The sequence below is a fragment of the Mesorhizobium sp. M1406 genome (assembly GCF_040317555.1).
In the GTDB taxonomy this organism is placed as follows: domain Bacteria; phylum Pseudomonadota; class Alphaproteobacteria; order Rhizobiales; family Rhizobiaceae; genus Mesorhizobium.
Map to the genome: position 1 here is coordinate 1 of NZ_JAMYKW010000076.1, position 19,725 is coordinate 19,725.

The following is a 19,725-nucleotide window of genomic DNA, read 5'->3' on the forward strand; positions in this document are numbered from 1 at the left end:
AACCATCGCCGGTCCTCCCGGCGAGGAAGAAAACTGTCACCCATCTAATCAGTCCATTCTGTTACCTATCTATCCGGTTCGGACACCGGCACCTTCTCCCCGTATAGTGACGGGGAGAAGAGGGCAGCCGCGCCCTCGGCACCTATTTTGCGGCGTTGAAAATTGGCGAAAGCGCCGATGACTGCGTCTTTCTCCCCGTCACTATACGTCACTATACGGGGAGAAATGTCCGGCAGGACAATGAGGGGCGGCGCCACCTTATAATAAGCTCATCATTGCCCCGCAGGGATCAGCCTGAAATCTGGCAGTTCCCGTAAACCCAGTTCCGGACCAGCCGGTGAATAGACGACGAAGAGCTGCATCGGCCCGTCGCCGGTGTTCAGCGTCGAATGAAATCGGCTTTCCGGCACATAGATGGTGCAGCCGGGGCCGACTGTCTCGAGCACCGGATTGCCCTTCTCGTCTTCGACCATCTGCTCGCCATGACCTGATATGACGAAGATGATTTCCTCGGCGCCCGGGTGGTTGTGGCGCGTATGGCCCTCGCCGGATGGCAGGTCGACGACACCACCGGAAAAGCGGGACGCGCCATTGACCTCGGGCGCGACCGTCAGCGCGAGCCTGCCCCAGTCGAAGCCGAAGGCGCTGACGTCCTTCGGATAAACAAACATTTTGTTCTTGTCGGTCATCTCTCATCATCCCTTCTTCTTCGGGGTCTTCCCGTCACCAAGTGTGACCGCCTTGAAATCGGCGGTCTGTTTGGCAATCGCCGCCTCGGCCGGCAGCCGTTCCATCGAGCTGGCGCCATAGAAGCCGTGCAGGCCCTTGCAGCGGTCGAGGATGTAGCGGGCGTCGTCCGGCATCGAGATCGGGCCGCCATGGCAAAGCAGGATGACATCCTTGCGCACCGATCGCGCGGCGTTGGCGATGGCGTCGATCTCGACGACGCAGTGGTCGAGCGACTTGGCCGAAGTGGCGCCGATCGAGCCGCCTGTGGTCACGCCCATATGGGCGACGACGATATCGGCGCCGGCCTTGGTCATGGCGCGGGCTTCGTCCGGATTGAAGACATAGGGGGTGGTCAACAGGTCGAGCTTGTGCGCCTCGCCGATCATGTCGACCTCGAGCCCGAATCCCATGCCGGTCTCCTCGAAGCTTTGCCGCATCTGGCCGTCGAACAGGCCGATGGTCGGAAAATTCTGCACGCCGGAAAAGCCCATCGTCTTCAACTCGGCCAAGAGCCGCGGCATGATGACGAAGGGATCGGTGCCGTTGACGCCGGCCAGCACCGGCGTCTTCTTGACCACCGGCAGCACCTCGTAGGCCATCTCCTTGACGATCTCGTTGGCATTACCATAGGCAAGGAGGCCAGCGGCCGAGCCGCGGCCGGCCATCCGGTAGCGACCGGAATTGTAGATGATGATGAGGTCGATGCCGCCCGCTTCCTCGGCCTTGGCCGATAGGCCGGTGCCGGCGCCGCCGCCGACGATCGGCACGCCCTTCTCGATCATTCCCCTGAATTTCTTCAATATGTCCTTGCGCGGTATGGCGGGCATCTTTTTGAATCTCACTGTCTGGCGATGTCGAGAAAAGCCGCGACCGCGGCCTTGGCGAATTCGGGGTCGTTGATGTGCAGCGGCAGGCGCGTGACGCGGCGCGTGCTGTTTGGCCGGATGGTGCGCTCGATGGCTTCGAACAGGACGGCGTCGGCTTCCGGATCAAAGAAGGCGCCGCCTTCGATGTCGAGCGCCGAGACGCCCTTTTCCGGAACGAGAAAATGCACCGGCCCCTCGCAGAGGGCGAGCCTGGCGCCGATCCATTCGCCGATCGCGCGGCATTCCTGCGCCGTGGTGCGCATCAGCGTGACGTTGGGATTGTGTTCATAGAACAGCCGACCGCGATGGTGCTCCGGAATGGTCGACGGTGCCCAGAAGTTGACCATATCGAGCGCGCCGACCGAACCGACATAGGGCAGCCTGGTGCGGGCGATGGCGCCAAAACGATCCTCGGTCGCCGGAAGGACGCCGCCGAACAGCAGATCGCAGACTTCGGTCGTTGTTATGTCGATGACGCCGGACAGCAGGCCGCTGTCGGCCAGCTTCTCCATGCTGCGGCCGCCGGTGCCGGTGGCGTGGAAGACCATGCAGTCATAGGTCGAACGAAGCTGGTCTGCGATGGCGGTCACGCAAGGCGTGGTGACGCCGAACATGGTGAGGCCGATGGACGGTTTGCCGTCGGGTGGTGGCGCCGGCCTTGCCGCTATGCCCGATATCGCCTGGGCGGCATTGTGCAGGACGACGCGGGACAGCCCATTCAGTCCGGCCATGTCGGTCACCGCAGGCATCATGATGATGTCGGAAACGTCGACGTAAGGTGCGGTATCGCCGGAGGCGAGCGTCGAAACCATGATCTTGGGCAGGCCGAGCGGCAGGGCACGCATGCCCGACGTGATGATCGAGGTGCCGCCGCCACCGCCAATGCCGATCATGGCGGCAATATCGTTTCGCGATTGGGCAAAGCGGGCAAAGGCGATGCCCATCGCGGCGACCGCGGCGCCGCGGTCATTGCCGCCGAGCACGGCGTCGCCGCCGCCGGGGTGATGGCCGGCAATTTCCTTTGCGGTGATGTCGACGGGAACAGTTGCGTCGCGCGTTCCGACATCGACGCGGGAAACGGCGGCACCGGTCGCGGCAATCGCATCGGCCAGGAATGCGAGTTCCTCGCCCTTGGTGTCGGCGGTGCCTACCACGTAGATACGCTTCATTGCGGTTCCCCGATCCAGGCGGGCGCGATGCTGCCCCCACTCATTGCCCGGCTGCTCGACGATGCGAAGGCCATTGCAAATTTTTGAGACTGGCATATCGTATTGATATGGATGTCTCACGTCAACAATTCACGGCGAGCGACGATACCGAGCGGGGAAGCGGCCCAGTGCCAGAGCGTGGACCTCGCGCGCGCACGAAACGGCTGATGCTGGAGACAGCAACAAGGCTGATGCAGGCGGGCGTCACGCCGTCGATCAGCGAGGTCGCCGAGGCAGCACAGGTTTCCCGTGCAACCGCCTATCGTTATTTCCCGAGCCAGGCGGTACTGGTCCAGGCTGTCGTCGATGAGGGGCTGGGGCCAATCCTCACTTGGCAGTCGACGTCGATGGATGCGGAGCGCAGGGTCGCCGACCTGTTCGACACGGCCATGCCGCGCATCGAGGCCTTCGAGGCGACGTTCAAGGCAGCACTGAAGCTGTCGCTCGATCAATGGGCACGGCGTCAGGCCGGCACGCTGGACGGTGAGCCGGCTTTCACGCGCGGCCACCGCATCGAGTTGCTGAAAGAGGCGATCGCGCCGCTCAAGGGCCGTTTGCCGCCGCGCGAATTCAAGCGGCTGGCGCAGGCGCTGTCGCTGATCTTCGGCGTCGAGGTGCTGATCGTGCTCAAAGATATCTGGGGGTTGGACAGTCGCCGGACGATGTCGGTCGCGCAATGGGCGGCGGGGGCGCTGGTGCGTGCGGCGGTCGCGGAATCGATCGGTGACGGCGGCGACATCGATCCAATGGCAGTCGCGAAATAGCGCCCATCTGGTTCGACCAGATTGGCATGCCGACTGCTGATATTAGCCGCAGTGCGGGGTAGGGAGCAACGCATGCGTGTATCACTGAGTAGGAAAATCTTGGTAAAACAGTCAGATAAACCTAAAATCCGATAGCAATGGCCAAGTCGAGCCGCCAAGAAAGGACTTGACGTGCGTGCAGAATTGGTAATACCAGATCAGGTAAGAAAAGCGGATCGAAAGTGAGGGTTGCGATCCATTTTCCGGCAGGGCGAGGAGGCTCGAAGCCGGAAAAGTGCGATCACGGGAGGAACTACCAGGGTCGGCCCGGTTGCCGGCTCGAACGATAAGGTAGAATGCGCACAAGGGAGGAAATCATTATGCGCAAGTTTGTGACCAGCGTACTTGCTGGTATCGGCTTAACGCTTGCCTGCGGAACGTCCGTTTACGCGCAGGAAAAGTCACTCACCATCTTCTGGGCGGAATGGGATCCGGCCAACTATCTGCAGGAACTCGGCAACGAGTACGAGAAGGAAACCGGCGTCAAGATCACGGTGGAAACCACACCGTGGCCCGACTTCCAGACCAAGGCCTTCACCGAGTTCAACGCGCATGGTGACGCCTATGATATGGTCGTCGGCGACTCGCAATGGCTCGGTGCCGGCTCGACCGGTGGCCACTATGTCGACCTGACCGACTTCTTCAACAAGCACAAGGTCGGCGACGTGATGGCGCCGGCGACGGTGAAGTACTACGCCGAATATCCGGGCGGCAGCAGCAAGTACTGGGCCATCCCGCTCGAAGGCGACGCCGTCGGCTGGTCCTATCGCAAGGACTGGTTCGAGGATCCGAAGGAAAAGGAAGCCTTCAAGGCCAAGTATGGCTACGATCTCGACGTGCCGAAGGATTTCAAGGCGCTGCGCGACATCGCCGAGTTCTTCTACCGGCCGGACCAGAAAAAATACGGCATCGCCATCTACACGGACAATTCCTACGATGCGATGGCGATGGGCTTCGAGAACGCGCTGTTCTCCTACGGTGGCGAACTGGGTGATTATAAGACCTACAAGGTCGATGGCTTCATCAACTCCGACAAGGCGGTCGCAGCGCTCGACGCCTACAAGGAGCTCTACAAGTTCACGCCTCCAGGCTGGGCCAAGTCGTTCTTCGTCGAAGACAACCAGGCGATCACCGAAGGCCTGGCCGCGATGAGCATGAACTACTTTGCGTTCTTCCCGTCGCTGATCAACGAAGCGTCGAACCCGAACGCCAAGAACACCGGCTTCTTCGCCAATCCTCCCGGCCCGAACGGCGACCAGTTCGCCGCACTCGGTGGGCAAGGCATCTCGATCGTGTCCTACTCGCAGAAGCAGGACGAGGCGATCAAGTTCCTGGAATGGTTCATCAAGGACGAGACCCAGAAGAAGTGGGCAGCGCTTGGCGGCTACACCTGCAGTGCCGCCGTGCTCAAGTCGCCTGAATTCCAGAACGCCACGCCGTATAACAAGGCCTTCTACGAGACCATGTTCAAGGTGAAGGACTTCTGGGCGGTGCCGGAATATGCCGAACTGCTGCAGCAGCTCAACCAGCGCGTCTATCCCTACATGATCGGCGGCGAAGGCACCGCCAAGGAAACGCTGGACGCCCTGGCGGCCGATTGGAACGCGACCTTCAAGAAATACGGCCGCGGTCAGTAACAAGCAGGTCTCACGGAGGGGGCGTCGGTGCCTCCTCCGTTTCTTTTTTGTAACGGGAGCAGGGTCTTGGCGACCACTATGATCACCACGCTCGACAGGTCTTCAAGGGCGGCCGCGCGCGGCCTCAGCGACATTTCGATCCGCAACCTCTTCATCATCCCGACGGTCCTGTTCCTGATCGTCTTCAACATCTTTCCGCTGATCTATTCGCTCGGCTATTCCTTCACCGATTTCCGGGCGTCGACCAACGCGCCGGCAAATTTCGTCGGGCTGCAGAACTATCGCGACCTGCTCAACGACCCCTATGTCTGGTCCAATTTCGCCACCACCGCGAAATACGTCATCATCTCGGTCGTTGGCCAGCTGGTCGTCGGCTTCGGCGTCGCCATGCTGCTTAACCGCGACATTCCGCTCAAAGGTCTGCTGACGACGCTTCTGCTTTTGCCGATGATGCTGTCGATGGCGGTCGTCGGCCTGTTTTGGAAACTGCTCTACGATCCGTCTTTCGGCATCATCAACTATGCGCTCGGCCTCGGCACCTTCGAATGGCTGTCGGATCCGAAAATGGCGCTCTATGCGGTTGCGCTGACCGACATCTGGATGTGGTCGCCCTTCGTCATGCTTTTGTCGCTGGCTGGCCTCTCGGCGGTTCCGAAACATCTCTACGAAGCGGCGGCGATCGACAGGGCCGGGTCGTTCTACACCTTCTTTCGCATCACACTGCCGCTGGTTGCGCCGATCCTGATGATCGCCGTCATTTTCCGCACCATGGAAGCATTCAAGACCTTCGATCTCGCCTACATCCTGACCAGCCAGCCGACGGCCGAACTGATCTCGATCCGGCTTTACAAGATGGCGTTCCAGGAATGGCAGACCGGGCGCTCCTGCGCACTCGCCTACATCGTGCTGATCATGGTGCTGGCGATCACCAACATCTACGTCAAATACCTCAACAAGGTGAAGGAGCGCTGAGATGGCTGCCGTCCGCACTTCTTCCGAAATCGGCTTCAACCGTGTCGCCATCGTCGCCGTTCTGTTGGTGACGATCATCTTCCTGGCGCCGATCTACTGGATTGCCTCGACGGCATTCAAGCCGCGCAATCTCGCCACCACCATCCCGCCGACGGTCGTCTTCCAGCCGGAAATATCGCCTTTCGTCAAGCTGTTCACCAAGCGTTCGCAGATGCGCAACCCGGCGTCGCCCGAGGAGTATGCAGCCGCCCCCTGGTGGGAGCGCGTCGTCTTCGACGGTGGTGAAAAGATCGTGCGTGATGGCAAGGGCCAGGTGCAATGGTCGGGATATCCGAGCCGTTTCCTGAACTCGCTAATCATCGCCATCACCTCAACTGTGCTGGCGGTCGGCATGGGCACGTTCACCGCCTATGGTTTCTCGCGTTTCAAGGTGAAGGGCGAGGCGGACCTGCTCTTCTTCATCCTGTCGACCCGCATGCTGCCGCCGGTCGTGGTGGCGATCCCGATGTTCCTGATGTACCGGGCGGTCGGCCTGAATGATTCCCATGTCGGCCTGATCATCCTCTATACCGCCTTCAACCTGTCGTTCTCGGTGTGGCTGATGAAGGGCTTCATGGACGAGATACCGAAAGAGTATGAAGAGGCAGCCCTCGTCGACGGCTACACGCGCATGGAGGCTTTCTTCAAGATAGTGCTGCCGGAGGCCGCCACCGGCATCGCCGCCACCGCCGTGTTCTGCTTCATCACCGCGTGGAACGAATATGCCTTCGCGCTGATCATGACCAGCCGCCGTGCCCAGACAGCGCCGCCGTTCATCCCCAGCCAGGTCGGCTCCGGCCTGCCGGACTGGACGGTGATTGCCGCCGGAACCTTCCTGTTCCTGCTGCCGGTCGCCATCTTCACCTTCCTGCTCCGCAACCATCTGCTGCGCGGCATGTCCTTCGGAGCAATCCGCAAATGAGCTTTCGTGCCATCAATCAGAAATATCTGGAGCCCGGTTCGCAAGTGCTGATGGTGCTCGGCATCGTCGCGCTCTGCCAGCCTTGGAACCTGGCGTTGCACACCTATGGCCTGACCATCATCCTGATCGGGCTGATCGGCTTCAACATCACCTCGAAGATCGCCCCGGAGGAGAAGGCCGGCACCGGACAGATGCGAAATCCGGGAGCACAGCATTGACCCAGATCGAGCTTCGCGGCGTCCAGAAATTTTTCGGCGCAGTCCAGGTCATCAAGGACCTCAACCTGAAGATCAACGACAACGAGTTCATCGTTCTGCTCGGCCAATCGGGCTGCGGCAAGACGACGACGCTGCGCGCCATCGCCGGACTGGAAACGATCGACGAGGGCGACATCCTCATCGACGGCAAACCGATCCAGCATCTGAAGGCCGCCGACCGCGACATCGCCATGGTCTTTCAGTCGTTCTCGCTCTACCCGCATATGAGCGCCTATGAGAACATCGCCTTCCCCTTGCGCGCCACGCGCAAGAGCAAGGCGGAGATCGACTCGGAGGTGCGCTCGGTCGCCAAGACGCTGCAGATCCTGGACCTGCTCGACAAGAAGCCGTCGGCGCTTTCGGGGGGCGACATGCAGCGCGTCGCTATCGGTCGGGCCCTGGTGCGGCGGCCTAAGGCGATGCTGATGGACGAACCGATCGGCGCGCTCGATGCCAAGTTGCGTGAAGAAATGCGGGCCGAGATCAAGCGGCTGCACATCAAGCAGGGCTCGACCACCATCTATGTCACGCACGACCAGATCGAGGCCATGAGCCTCGCCGACCGCATCGTCATCATGCATGAAGGCGTGCTGCAGCAGGTCGGTTCGCCGGACGAAGTCTATTCGCACCCGGCAAACCTGTTCGTGGCGCAATTTGTCGGCAGTCCAGTGATGAATGTCGCCGATGCCGCGGTAGCGGAGACCGCATCCTCGGTCTTGGTGACGGTCGGCGGGGCTGCCGCCGGCTTCGAATTCCCGCGGGCGCTGCTGTCGAAGCTCAATGGCCATGCCGGCGGGCAGCTTGCGCTCGGCATCCGGCCGGAAGGCGTCCTCATCCGCCGCGATGCCGCCGAGGGGTTCCTGCAGGTCGAGACGCAGATTGTCGAGCCGCTCGGCTCCTTCGACATCGTCGACCTCAAAGTCGGCTCCAAGATGCTGCGCGCGCGCACCAAGAGCGGGTTCGTCAGCGGTCCCGGCGAGAAGGTGTTCGCCAGGATCGATCCGGCCCAGGCGCATTTCTTCGACACGGCAAGCGGCAAGTCGCTGGAAGTGAGATTGTGATGGCCCATATCCAGCTGAAAAACATCTCGAAGACCTTCGGCAACCACACCGCCTTGACCGGGCTCGATCTCGATATCGCCGATGGCGAGTTCTTCGTGCTGCTGGGCGAAACGGGTGCAGGCAAGACGACCACGCTGCGGCTGATCGCCGGGCTGGAGAAGCCGAGCGAAGGCCAGGTCTTCATTGACGGCGTCGATGTGGCCGACTGGGGTGCGGCTGAGCGTGACGTGGCGCTGGTGCTGCAGCAATACTCGCTCTATCCGCGCTATACCGTCCGCGAAAATCTTGAGTTCCCGCTGAAGCCTAAGATCCGCCGGCTGCCCGAGGCCGAGATCAAGGATCGCGTCGACCGTGCCGCCCGCACGCTGCGGATCGAGCATCTGCTCGACCGCAAGACCGACAAGCTGTCAGGCGGCGAGATGCAGCGCGTCTCCATCGGCCGCGCCATCGTGCGCAAGCCGCGCGTGTTCCTGATGGACGAGCCGCTGTCGGCGCTGGACGCCAAGCTGCGCGAGGCGCTGCGCACGGAACTGAAGAACCTGCAGATGCAACTCGGCGCCACCTTCCTGTTCGTCACCCATGACCAGATCGAGGCGATGTCGATGGGCGACAAGGTCGGCGTGCTCAATCATGGCCGCATCGTGCAGACGGGTACGCCGCACGAGATCTACAACAATCCGCGCGATACCTATGTGGCGAGCTTCGTCGGCTCGCCGCCGATGAACCTCATCGACGGAAGGCTTGTGAACGGCCGTGCGGTGATGGCGCCGCTGAATTTTGAACTGCCTTTTTCGGGGGGTGCCAAGACTTCTTGGGGGCTAAAGGCGGGTGCGGCGACCGACGGTCGCCCGCTCGTCTTCGGTGTTCGTCCCGAGGACGTTTATCTCGAGAGCGGCGCACCGGTCGAAGCGCGCGTCCATGACGTCGAGAACCATGGCGTCGAAAAGATCCTGACGCTGCGGGTTGGCGACGCCACCTTGCGCGCCACCGTGCCGGCCAGGACCGATGTCGCGATCGAGCAATCGGTGCGCTTTGCCTGGAACCCGGACAAGGTGGTGCTGTTCGACAAGGGCAGCGGCGTCAGCTTGCGGCACGCTGTGTGAACTCCAGCTGAAGCAGGCGTGGAGGTCGGCTCAGCCGGCCTGGCGGATAGCAGCCTGTTCCTCGGCGCGAAGGTGGCTGGGCGCCGAGCCGATGACTCGCTTGAAGGCGCGGCTGAAGGCGGCATCCGATTCGTAACCGAGACGCGCGGCAACGACGGAGATTTTCATCCGGTCGCGGATCAGCCACTGTCTCGCCTGATGCATCCTGACCTGGGTGACATATTTTGCCGGCGTTTCTCCAACGATGGTGGCGAAGCGCTCCGCAAATCCCGATCGCGAGGCGCCCATCATCCGGGCCAGGGACTCAACCGTCCAGTCGTGGTTCGGCTCGAGATGGATGGCGGCCAGCACGCGGCCGATTTCGCGGTCCCTGACCGCGGCGATCCAGCCGGACGAGTCGCCGCAGCCACGCTCGACCCATGAGCGTATGACGGTGGCGGCAAGCACGTCAGCCAGCCGAGCCAGGATGCCGCCAGAGCCGACGCGCTCCATCGTCACTTCACGCGCCATCGATTCCAGGAGATGCGGAATGCCCGGCTCGTAAGCTCCCAGCTCATGCGTGCGCATTACATCCGGCATCATGCCGAGCAGGGGATGCAAGCCGTCAAGATTGAAGTACATGCTGGCGCAAAACAGCAAGGTTCCCGGCCGGCAACATTCCGACATGCCTTCGTTCGACATGCAGTAGACGTCCTTGCAGACCTCCTCGACTTCGTAGCCGTGGATCGGCCAGGCCTGGGCGCCGGGCTCACTGGCCAGCACGTGCGCCGCACCGCGCGGCAGCAGCACCGCGTCGCCAGCATTGAGCTCCACCCATTCACCGGACGGCTGCTTCAGCCAGCAACCTTTGCGGCCGATGAAATGAAACCGCGCCGCTGGCTGGGCTGGGAACTGGATACCCCAGGGCTCCTTCAGTTCGAAGCGGCCATATTCGACGCCATCTAGCCGCAAGCCGCGCAAGATGTCTGTCAGCGGGTCGCCGGTGATGGGAATTTTGGACGAATGATCAAGCATAATGGGGTTTCTAGCATGGAAACTCCAGACGGTCACTCCCTATGTTGCATTGCAGTCAAATGCTGCGCTGCAAACAACTCGGAGACTGACCATGGCCGAACCCGCGACAGGCGTCGTCGACGCTGCTCTTCTGAACCCCACAGACTCCGACGAACGAACCGAACCGGCCTGGGGTGCCGTGGTCTCGCTGGCACTTGGGGTGTTTGGTCTGGTGACGGCTGAATTTCTGCCCGCCAGCCTGTTGACGCCGATGGCGCGCGATCTGGGCGTCAGCGAAGGCGTGGCCGGACAGGCGGTGACCGCGACCGCGATCGTTGGCGCCATTGCCGCACCCACCATGGCGATCATTACCAGGCGTATGGACCGCAGGCTGGTGATGTGGATGCTGACGGTGTTCCTGATCCTGTCCAATCTCCTGGCCACCTTTGCCTCATCGCTCACCATGCTTCTGCTCGCCCGCGTCGCGCTCGGCGTCGCGCTCGGCGGCTTCTGGGCGATGTCGGCCGCCATGGCGCTGCGGCTGGTGCCGATGCGGCTGATGCCACGCGCCATGTCGATCATCCTGACCGGCGTTTCGCTGGCGACCGTCTGCGCGGCGCCGGTCGGCGCCTATGTCGGCGACATCTGGGGCTGGCGCACGGCCTTCATGATCGCGACCGTCGTTGCCGCCCTGGCGCTGCTGGTGCAGTTGGCCACCATTCCGAAGCTGCCGCCGGTGGGTGTGGCGAGCTTCCGCACCTTGCTGGAGGTGCTGGAGCGCCCCTCCATCAGGATCGCACTGCTCGTCGTGCTGCTGGTCGCCTCGGGACACTTTGCCGGCTTCACCTATGTCCGTCCCTTCCTCGAGAAGGTCCCCGTGCTCAGCATCGAGACGATCTCGCTGGTGCTGCTGGCCTACGGTATTGGCGGCTTCTTCGGCAATGTCGCCGGCGGCATCCTGGCCGAACGCAGCCTCAAGGCAGCCGTCGCTCTGGCGCCCTTGCTGATTGCACTTGCCGCCGCCTCGATGCTGATTTTTGGAGCTTCGCCCATGGTCGCCGCCGCCGCCGTTGCGATCTGGGGCTTTGCCTTCGGCGCGGTTCCGGTCGGGCTGCAGAGCTGGCTGGTAAGGGCCGCGCCCGATCAGGCTGAAAGCGCCGGCGGACTGATGGTGGCGACCTTCCAGGTGGCGATTGCGCTCGGCGCTGTCTTCGGTGGCCTGCTGGTCGATCATGCCGGCGTCGCCAGCGCCTTCGCCTATTGCGGGGCAGCGACGCTGCTGGCGGCCATCGTGGTGTTCCTGCGCGGCCCAAATCGCGCCGAGTAGCTTCCTATTGGCAGGACTAAGCTCCCCCGACGCTGCGCATCGGCCCCATAACCATCACGGTTTTCGGGCCGCTGCCGTTGTGATGGCGGTGACGAAGCCGCCCTCGACATAGGCCGCCACTGGCCGGCTCAGATCGCGCGACCGTCGAAGTCGAAAACCTGCAAGGTGGACGAGTCCAGATCGGCGACACAGTGGAGATTGATGTAGGCACTGCGCTCACCGCCTTCGCGGACGTCCTCGGCGAAGGGATGAATGCCGCAGCTGCGGCAGAAGCGGTGTGCTATGGCATGGTTGCCGAATGTGTAGGTGCCGAGATCGTCGCCCCAGGCCAGGACCTGCAAGGTCTCGTGCGGGATGGCGCACAACAGGGCGCCCTTGCGCGAGCAGATAGAGCAATTGCATCGTACGGCGCCGGTCAGTCCGGCTTCGAACTCGAAGGCGACCTTGCCGCAGTGACAGCTGCCTTTGTAGAGCATCGGATTTTTCCTCGCATTCGACGGGGTGCAAAACGGCCTGCGCCGGGTTAAGTCTCGGCAAGCCACGCCGCGCCGCTACCCAAGGACGTTCAAAGCGTCCGGAGTCCGACACCGAAATGCAATCAGTCCGGGATCATCTGGAAATCATCCTCGCGCGCCTTGCCGCCCGTGCCGGTGAAGAGTGCGTGTTCACGAAGCTCTATGCCGAGGCCGCACGGGCCGCGGCTGATGCCAGCGATGCCCGCAAGCGGGCAGGTGTGAAGCTCGGACCGCTCGACGGCACCATTGTCTCGATCAAGGATCTGTTCGATGTCGTCGGCGAGGCGACCACGGCTGGCTCGCTGATGCTCAAGACCGCCGCGCCTGCGCTGCGCGATGCCGCGATTGTCGGCCGGCTGCGGCAGGCTGGCGCGGTCATCATCGGCAAGACCAACATGACCGAATTCGCCTTCACCGCGATCGGTGACAACCAGCATTTTGGCACGCCCGGCAATGCCGTCGACGCCAGCCGTATTCCCGGTGGTTCCTCCTCGGGTGCTGGCGTCTCGGTCGGTGAGGGGACGAGTGAGATATCCATCGGTTCCGACACCGGCGGTTCGATTCGCATTCCGGCATCGCTCAACGGTGTCGTCGGCTTCAAGCCGACAGCGCGGCGTGTACCGCTGACTGGTGCCTTCCCGTTGTCCGCCACGCTGGACTCGATCGGGCCGCTGGCTCGGACCGTCGCTCGGTGTGCGGCTGCCGACGCCGTGATGGCCGGCGAGGTGCCGACCGCGCTGGCGCCGATTGCCCTTGCAGGGCTTCGAATTGGCATCCCGCGTGGCATCCTTTTCGAAGAGACGAAGGCGCGGTGGTGACCGCGTTCGACCAATGCCTTGGCAAGATCGAGCAGACAGGCGCGCGGGTCGAGGTCCTGTCGATCGACGATCTGCTTAGAGAGATGCGCGCGGCCACCAAGCGCGGCTCGATAGCAGCGATGGAAGGCGCCGAAATCCATGCCGACTGGCTGGCGACAGGGGCATCGGTGCCGGTCGACCCACATGTCAGCGGGCCTTTGGCGCGGGCGGCAATGCTGCCGACCCCGGTCTATATCAGGGCAATGCGCCGCCGTGCAGCACTCGCCGCCGCCATGGACGAGCGGCTGGCATCGGTCGATGTGCTGGCCTTGCCGACCACACCGGTGATGGCGCCGACCATCGTTTCGATGACCGAGGATGCCGCGTTGCGCGACCGCATCGAAGGCCTGCTGCTGCGCAACACGCAGGTCGCCAACCAGTTCGACCTTTGTGCGATTTCGCTGCCGATGCCAGGCACGGCGCTGCCTGCCGGATTGATGCTGGTGGCGCGCAACGGGCATGACCGGCGCCTGCTGCGGATTGCTGCTGAAATTGAGACGCTGCTTGGCTCGTGACCCAGGACTGAACTGACTATCAGGGCGACGAACAGTGCTTGCGTTCGCTATCCTTGGCGGTCCGTACGATGCGGGTGGCGACCAGCCAGGGGAGGTTGTATTCCTTGCCGGTGATGGTCTGGGTGCGGTGCTCGATCGATCCCCTGACAACGATCTTTCCGGCATAAAGCGCGTCGGAGAGATCCGTTATCGCCTTGTCGGCCTGCGGCAATCCGCTGGGGTCGATCGACACGCCCTTGATGATCGTGCCAGTGCCAAGGTCAAGCGCGCTGTTCGATGGGCACGGCGCCTTGAAACAGCGCAGCCCGTTATCGCAATAGACGTAGCTGCTCTCGGTCGCGGCGAGCGACGGCAAGGTGCAGAGCGAAGAAGCAACAACCAGAGACGCGAAGCGCAGAGTGAACATGGGCTCAGCGTTGCCGAGAATTGGGGCGAAACCGCGATGTGTTACACGCTCGCCGGAAACCGCCGCCGGTAGTGATCGACCACTTCGGGATTGCGCAGGTTGGCCGGCAGTTTGTTGGCCAGCACGAGCAACGCCTCGCCCGCCGCGCCGACGCCCATGCGCATCATCGATTCCTCCGTGATGCCGGCCATGTGCGGGGTGATGATGACATTGTCGAAGCCGAAATAAGGATGATTTGACGACAGCGGCTGCGTCGAAAACACGTCGAGCGCGGCTCCGCCTATACGACGTTTCCGCAAGGCTTCGATCAGAGCGTCGTCGTCGACGACCGGTCCGCGCGAGACGTTGATCAGCAACGCATGCGGCTTCATGCGCGCGATCCGCTCGCGGTTGATCAGGCCGCGCGTCTCCGGCGTCAGCGGGCAGCACAGAACGATGATGTCGCTCTGCTCGACCAGGGCGTCGATCGACAGGAAGCCGACCTTCTCCAGCGCGGGCTGCATGCTGCGCGTCGTCGCCACCACCTTCAGGTCGAAGCCGTGCGCGGCGATATGGCCGACCGCCTGGCCGACGGCGCCGAGGCCGACGATGCCGATCGTCTTGCCGGCAAGCTCGCTGTTGGCGTTGGCATGTTCGCGGCCGGCGAGCCAGCCTTTTGCCCGCAGGTCACGGTCGACGACGCGGAAGTTGCGAAGCAGGGCGAGCGCCGCGAACATGACGTGTTCCGCCACCGAGCGCGCGTTGACGGCCGGCACGTTCGCCACTAGCACGCCGGCGGCGGTCGCAGCTTCCATCGGGATCATGTCGAGCCCGGCGCCATGGCGGATCGCCGCTCGCAGCTTCCAGGCACCCTCGAACAGCGCCGGCGGCAGCGGCGCGCGGACGATGACGATGTCGGCATTCCTCGCCTCGGCGGCCAGCGTGGCTGGATCGATGGCGGAAGCGACGACGAGTTCGCCGGCGCCGGCCAGCATGGCCGAGGCGCGCGGGTGTAGCGGGTGTGTCGTAAGGATACGGGCCATGTCGGTCAGGCTTTTTCGAGCGCCGGGCTTTGCGGTTCCTCGCCATGGCCCTCGATCAGGCCCTTCCAGTAGCTCTCGGCACCCTGCAGGTGAGCGCTCATCAGCGCCTGGGCGAGATTTCCGTCGCGGCGCAGCAGCGCCTCATAGATCTGGATGTGCTCGGCATGCGAGCGCACATTGCGCTCCGGGTCGTTGAAATAGATGGGCAGGCGCTGTTCGCCCATCATGTAATAGACGCTGCACACATTATGGAAGACGCTGTTTTTGGTGGCGCGTACGATCTCGAGGTGGAATTCGCGGTCCTCCCTAGCCAGGCCTTCGCCCGCCGCGATGCGCTCTTCCGAAGCTTTCAGGATTTCGCGCAGCCGCTCGAAATTCTCCTCGGTGGCGCGCGAACAGGCAAGCTCGGCGGCCTTGATCTCGTGGATCTTGCGCAGTTCGACCGTCTCGTAGATCTGGATCGGGTCGAGCGGCAGGCCCGCGCGGGCAAAAAGCGCCATCGCCTCGACGCTGGCCTGCTTGGTGTCGATGTAGATGCCGGACTTGGCGCGACGCTCGACGATGCGCATGGCCTCGAGGATGGCGAGCGCCTCGCGGATCTGGCCGCGGCTGACGCCGAAATGCTCCGCCAGTTCGCGCTCCGATGGCGTTCGGCCGGTCTCCTTGTCCGAATGGGAGAACAGGTAGGCGGCGAGTTCCGCGAGAAGGTTCTTTTCTTTCATCGTCAACCGCGTTGCGCGTGCGCCTCCAGGAACCGTTCCGAAATGGTGAATCCCAGACCCGGCTTTTCGGGGATCGCTATCATACCGTCCTTGGCTTCGACAGTCTCTTCGATCAGATCGTGGATCATCGGGTTGGCGCCAAGCGAGTATTCGACGGTGAAACTCGACGGGGAGGCGGCGCAGACATGCAGTCCAGCGAAGAAACAGGGCGCGCCGGCCCACAGATGCGGCGCAAAGCGCAGGTTGAAGGCGCTGGCTATGGTGCCGATCTTCATCGCCTCGCTGATGCCGCCGCAGAAGGCCGGATCGGGCTGGAAGATGTCGGCCGCCTTGAGCACGGCGAGGTCGCGGAAGGCGTAGCGTGTCGCCTCGCTTTCGCCGGTGGCGATGGGGACGGCGCCCGATGCCCGCACTTCAGCCATGCCGGGCTTGTCGTCGGCGACAACAGGCTCCTCGAACCAGGCGAGATCGAGGTCGCTGACGAGGTGGATGAAGCGCTTGGCTTCCGCCACCGTATAGGTGCCGTGCGCGTCGACCATCAGCTCGACATCGGGGCCGAGCGCCTGCCGTGCGGCACGGACACGCGCGGCGGAAATGTGTGCCGCGCCGTCCATGGCGCCGACCCGCATCTTCAGTGCCTTGAAGCCACCCTGGGCGATATAGGATTTCAACTGCTCGCCGATGGCGTCGGCGGCCGCCCAGCCGCCGGAGGCATAGGCCGGCATGCGATCCAGCTTGCGGCCACCCAGCAGCCGCCAGACCGGAACCCCAAGCGATTTGCCGAGAATGTCCCACAGCGCGATGTCGACGGCGCTGATGGCGGCGATGCTCATGCCGCGCCGCGCCAGCTGCGGCATAGCGTGGCCGGCGCGCGCGGCGCCGTCGTGGCGCACGCCATTGTAGAGCATCTCCCAGATGACGCCGATGTCGGCCGGATCGCGGCCGATCAGCTGCGGTCCGACCTCATGGTTCAGCATGTGAACAAGCGCGCCATAGCTGCCGGCGCTGCCTGCGGCGTTCTTGCCTTCGCCCCAGCCGACCAGCCCGTCATCGGTTTCGATGCGCAGGATGGCGGCGTCGAAGGTCGTCACCTGGCCGAAGTCGCTGCGGTGTTGCCGAGCGGCTTCGATCGGGATGCGGACCCACCAGGCTTGGACCGTCTTGACGCGCATATTCTTCCCCAGCCCTGCCGCCGGTCAGGGCGGAAGGGCAAATTCCCTAGAGGCAGTCGACTACTTGATCAGCGGCAGCAACGTTTCGGCGGTGATGCGCATCTGGTCGGTGTAGAATTTCTCAGTCAGCACGCTGGAGCCGTGGTCCTGGATGAACTTCAGCTGCTCGGGCGAGATATCGACCGGGTGGCGCTCGACCATGTCGGGATAGGGTGCGGCCGGCGTCCGGTCGACGGGCGCAACGAACTCGTTGGTCAGCGCGCCGTCGTAACCGACCTCTCTCAGCGTGGCGACGATCTTCGGCCAGTCGATCTGGCCGAGACCGGCGGCAAAGCGGTTGTTGTCGGCGACATGGAAGTCGAACAGGCGCTTGCCAACCTGGCGGATCGCGTCGTGAACGTTAAACTCCTCCATGTGGATATGGTACGCGTCGAGGCAGACACCGCATTCGGGGCTGACCGCGTCGGCCAGCGCGAGCGCCTGGGCGCCGCGATTGAACAGGTAGGTTTCGAAGCGGTTGAGCGGTTCGACCGCAATCTTGACGCCGACTTTCTTGGCGTGGGTGAAGCATTCACGGGTCGCGTCGACAACCCACTTCCATTCCTCTTCCTCGGTGCCATCGGGCACGACCTTGCCGACTGTCGCCGGAACCAGCGTGATGATCTCGCCGTCGAGTTCGCTGACCATCGTCAGCACGTCCTTGACATACTGAACGGAGCGCTCGCGCTGGCCCTGGTTCCTGGCGGCGAGGTTGCGTTCGCCCAGCATCAAGGTCACCGCGCCCCAGCAGCGGATGCCATGCTCCTTCAGCAGCGCCCGTGTCTCCTTGGTCTTGTATTGCTCGGGCTCGCCGGAAATCTCGATCGACTCATAGCCGAATTTCTTGATGCGCTTGAGCGTCGTCTCCAGGGGCTCCGCGCGCATCCAGTTGTGCGTCGAAAGATGCATCGTCTGTCCTTCCCAAAAATCGCCTGCAACATGCATCGCCGAAGGCGACGCAAGGGCTCCTCCCCAAGGCATCCCCAGCCTTTTCTCGCAAACTGGTTCGACCAATTGGGCCTGAAGGGAGGTCTACAGCAAATTCTTCTGGACGGCAAGAAGCGCGGGAAGGCAACTTCCGATACGGATTACTTCATTGATTGTATTGATGTATATGCCTGCGTTTCGCCTATCCAAAGGACTCCGGCGGTGCATTGCGAGGCTTGACCAAATTCCCTCATTTGGTAATACCAGAATTGCGGCGTACACGATGCGCCCGACGTGAAGAGACCAAAGTGGGCTGGCCCTGCTTCCAATCGGCGCTATGCTCGGTCGCGATTAAAATGAGGGAGGATGCCGATGCCGACGACAATGAAGGGCCCTGGACTGTTTCTGGCGCAGTTCGCGGGCGATGCCGCGCCGTTCAATTCACTGGCGTCGATCACCAAATGGGCGGCCGGTCTCGGCTACAAGGGCGTGCAGATCCCGACCTGGGACGCGCGGCTGTTCGATCTCAAGAAGGCGGCCTCTTCCAAGACCTATTGCGACGAAGTTAAGGGCATCTGCGCGGACGCCGGCGTCGAGATCACCGAACTGTCGACGCATCTGCAGGGGCAATTGGTGGCGGTGCATCCGGCCTATGATGCGCAGTTCGACGGTTTTGCGCCGGCTTCGGTGCACAACAATCCGAAAGCGCGGCAGGAATGGGCGGTCGAACAGATGACATTCGGCGCCAAGGCGTCGAAGAACCTCGGCCTCAAGGCCTCGGTGAGCTTCTCCGGAGCGTTGGCCTTTCCTTACCTCTACCCCTGGCCGCAGCGGCCGGCCGGGCTGATCGATGAAGCCTTCGCCGAACTCGGCAAGCGCTGGAAGCCGATCCTCGATGTCTATGAGGACAATGGCGTCGATGTCGGCTACGAGATCCATCCGGGCGAGGATGTGTTCGACGGTGCGACCTTCGAGATGTTCCTCGACGCGGTCGGCGGCCACGGACGCTGCAACATCAACTACGATCCGTCGCACTTCCTGCTTCAGCAGCTCGACTATCTCGAATTCATCGACATCTATCACGAGCGCATCAAGGCGTTCCACGTCAAGGACGCCGAGTTCAATCCGACCGGCCGGCAAGGCGTCTATTCCGGCTATCAGAGTTGGACCAACCGCGCCGGCCGCTTCCGGTCGCTGGGCGACGGGCAGGTGGATTTCGGCGGCATTTTCTCCAAGCTGACGCAATACAATTATGATTCCTGGGCGGTGCTGGAGTGGGAGTGCTGTCTTAAACATCCCGAGGACGGCGCGGCCGAGGGCGCACCCTTCATCCAGCATCACATCATCCGGGTGACGGAGAAGGCATTCGACGATTTCGCCGGCGGCGCTACGGACAAGAAAGTGCTGCGCGGCATGATGGGAATTTAACGCTGGTTTCCCTCCCCCTTGAGGGGAGGGTGGCCCGAAGGGCCGGGTGGGGTCGGTCCATGCCGCGCTCTACGCCCGGCGACCCCACCCGATCCGCTTCGCGGATCGACCTCCCCTCAAGGCTAGCGTGCGCACACATTTGCTTCGTGCTGTGGTCAAGTGTGAAGAAGCGAAGGCGGAAAATGGCTTGATGCGGTTGAATCGT

General features: G+C 62.8%; 19 protein-coding genes and 1 pseudogene. 10 read left to right on the forward strand and 10 right to left on the reverse strand.

The window, feature by feature from the left end:
* Nucleotides 1–272: 272 nt before the first annotated feature.
* Genes NKH03_RS30875 through NKH03_RS30885 form a run of 3 tightly spaced genes read right to left on the reverse strand, consistent with a single transcriptional unit; the run spans nucleotide 273 to nucleotide 2,764 of the window.
* Nucleotides 273–689 (reverse strand): cupin domain-containing protein, encoded by a 417-nt coding sequence (locus NKH03_RS30875; protein WP_352867731.1) that lies wholly within the window; start codon nucleotides 687–689, stop codon nucleotides 273–275.
* A gap of 6 nt (nucleotides 690–695) precedes the next feature.
* Entirely contained in the window at nucleotides 696–1,556 is an 861-nt protein-coding gene (locus tag NKH03_RS30880) for a phosphoenolpyruvate hydrolase family protein (RefSeq protein ID WP_352972660.1), read from the reverse strand.
* 11 nt (nucleotides 1,557–1,567) lie between these two features.
* Entirely contained in the window at nucleotides 1,568–2,764 is a 1,197-nt protein-coding gene (locus NKH03_RS30885; protein WP_352972661.1) for a Tm-1-like ATP-binding domain-containing protein, read from the reverse strand.
* Nucleotides 2,765–2,871: 107 nt separating this feature from the next.
* Between NKH03_RS30885 and NKH03_RS30890 the strand changes: the two genes are divergently transcribed.
* The 7 genes from NKH03_RS30890 to NKH03_RS30920 all read left to right on the forward strand — a co-directional run bounded on the left by NKH03_RS30890 (nucleotide 2,872) and on the right by NKH03_RS30920 (nucleotide 9,597).
* Complete coding sequence (locus tag NKH03_RS30890) at nucleotides 2,872–3,567, forward strand: TetR/AcrR family transcriptional regulator (protein WP_352972662.1); 696 nt, start codon at nucleotides 2,872–2,874, stop codon at nucleotides 3,565–3,567.
* A gap of 359 nt (nucleotides 3,568–3,926) precedes the next feature.
* A complete protein-coding gene (locus tag NKH03_RS30895; protein ID WP_352867723.1) occupies nucleotides 3,927–5,243 on the forward strand; it encodes an ABC transporter substrate-binding protein in 1,317 nt (438 codons plus the stop codon).
* Between the two features lie 66 nt (nucleotides 5,244–5,309).
* Nucleotides 5,310–6,215, forward strand: coding sequence for a carbohydrate ABC transporter permease (locus NKH03_RS30900; RefSeq protein ID WP_352867722.1), 906 nt, complete (start codon nucleotides 5,310–5,312; stop codon nucleotides 6,213–6,215).
* Between the two features lies 1 nt (nucleotide 6,216).
* Nucleotides 6,217–7,176 (forward strand): carbohydrate ABC transporter permease, encoded by a 960-nt coding sequence (locus tag NKH03_RS30905; RefSeq protein WP_352867721.1) that lies wholly within the window; start codon nucleotides 6,217–6,219, stop codon nucleotides 7,174–7,176.
* Complete coding sequence (locus NKH03_RS30910; protein ID WP_352972663.1) at nucleotides 7,173–7,394, forward strand: hypothetical protein; 222 nt, start codon at nucleotides 7,173–7,175, stop codon at nucleotides 7,392–7,394. Before NKH03_RS30905 ends, NKH03_RS30910 begins: the two co-directional genes overlap by 4 nt.
* A complete protein-coding gene (locus tag NKH03_RS30915) occupies nucleotides 7,391–8,494 on the forward strand; it encodes an ABC transporter ATP-binding protein (RefSeq protein WP_352972664.1) in 1,104 nt (367 codons plus the stop codon). Before NKH03_RS30910 ends, NKH03_RS30915 begins: the two co-directional genes overlap by 4 nt.
* A complete protein-coding gene (locus NKH03_RS30920; RefSeq protein ID WP_352972665.1) occupies nucleotides 8,494–9,597 on the forward strand; it encodes an ABC transporter ATP-binding protein in 1,104 nt (367 codons plus the stop codon). Before NKH03_RS30915 ends, NKH03_RS30920 begins: the two co-directional genes overlap by 1 nt.
* 30 nt (nucleotides 9,598–9,627) lie before the next feature.
* On the opposite strand, the gene NKH03_RS30925 is transcribed toward NKH03_RS30920, so the two are convergent.
* Complete coding sequence (locus tag NKH03_RS30925; RefSeq protein ID WP_352879099.1) at nucleotides 9,628–10,611, reverse strand: AraC family transcriptional regulator; 984 nt, start codon at nucleotides 10,609–10,611, stop codon at nucleotides 9,628–9,630.
* A 91-nt stretch (nucleotides 10,612–10,702) separates the two neighbouring features.
* On the opposite strand from NKH03_RS30925, the gene NKH03_RS30930 reads away from it, so the two are divergent.
* Complete coding sequence (locus tag NKH03_RS30930) at nucleotides 10,703–11,917, forward strand: MFS transporter (protein ID WP_352972666.1); 1,215 nt, start codon at nucleotides 10,703–10,705, stop codon at nucleotides 11,915–11,917.
* A gap of 128 nt (nucleotides 11,918–12,045) precedes the next feature.
* Here NKH03_RS30930 and NKH03_RS30935 read toward each other — a convergent pair whose 3' ends face one another.
* On the reverse strand, nucleotides 12,046–12,393 hold the full coding sequence (locus NKH03_RS30935) for a GFA family protein (RefSeq protein WP_352972667.1): 348 nt from the start codon (nucleotides 12,391–12,393) through the stop codon (nucleotides 12,046–12,048).
* A gap of 116 nt (nucleotides 12,394–12,509) precedes the next feature.
* Between NKH03_RS30935 and NKH03_RS30940 the strand changes: the two are divergent.
* Nucleotides 12,510–13,804, forward strand: a pseudogene (locus NKH03_RS30940) (amidase).
* Between the two features lie 19 nt (nucleotides 13,805–13,823).
* Here NKH03_RS30940 and NKH03_RS30945 read toward each other — a convergent pair.
* Genes NKH03_RS30945 through NKH03_RS30965 form a run of 5 tightly spaced genes read right to left on the reverse strand, consistent with a single transcriptional unit; the run spans nucleotide 13,824 to nucleotide 18,074 of the window.
* Nucleotides 13,824–14,210: a hypothetical protein gene (locus tag NKH03_RS30945; RefSeq protein ID WP_352972669.1), complete on the reverse strand. Its 387-nt coding sequence runs from the start codon at nucleotides 14,208–14,210 to the stop codon at nucleotides 13,824–13,826.
* Between the two features lie 41 nt (nucleotides 14,211–14,251).
* Nucleotides 14,252–15,232 carry a hydroxyacid dehydrogenase gene (locus NKH03_RS30950; protein WP_352972670.1) on the reverse strand — a complete coding sequence of 327 codons (981 nt, stop codon included), beginning with the start codon at nucleotides 15,230–15,232 and terminating at the stop codon, nucleotides 14,252–14,254.
* Nucleotides 15,233–15,237: 5 nt separating this feature from the next.
* Nucleotides 15,238–15,954: a FadR/GntR family transcriptional regulator gene (locus NKH03_RS30955; protein WP_352867705.1), complete on the reverse strand. Its 717-nt coding sequence runs from the start codon at nucleotides 15,952–15,954 to the stop codon at nucleotides 15,238–15,240.
* A gap of 2 nt (nucleotides 15,955–15,956) precedes the next feature.
* Entirely contained in the window at nucleotides 15,957–17,126 is a 1,170-nt protein-coding gene (locus NKH03_RS30960; RefSeq protein ID WP_352867703.1) for a mandelate racemase/muconate lactonizing enzyme family protein, read from the reverse strand.
* A 60-nt stretch (nucleotides 17,127–17,186) separates the two neighbouring features.
* On the reverse strand, nucleotides 17,187–18,074 hold the full coding sequence (locus tag NKH03_RS30965; protein ID WP_352867701.1) for a sugar phosphate isomerase/epimerase family protein: 888 nt from the start codon (nucleotides 18,072–18,074) through the stop codon (nucleotides 17,187–17,189).
* 390 nt (nucleotides 18,075–18,464) lie between these two features.
* On the opposite strand from NKH03_RS30965, the gene NKH03_RS30970 reads away from it, so the two are divergent.
* Nucleotides 18,465–19,520, forward strand: a complete 1,056-nt coding sequence (locus tag NKH03_RS30970) for a sugar phosphate isomerase/epimerase family protein (RefSeq protein ID WP_352867699.1) — start codon at nucleotides 18,465–18,467, stop codon at nucleotides 19,518–19,520.
* The last annotated feature ends 205 nt before the right edge of the window (nucleotides 19,521–19,725 follow it).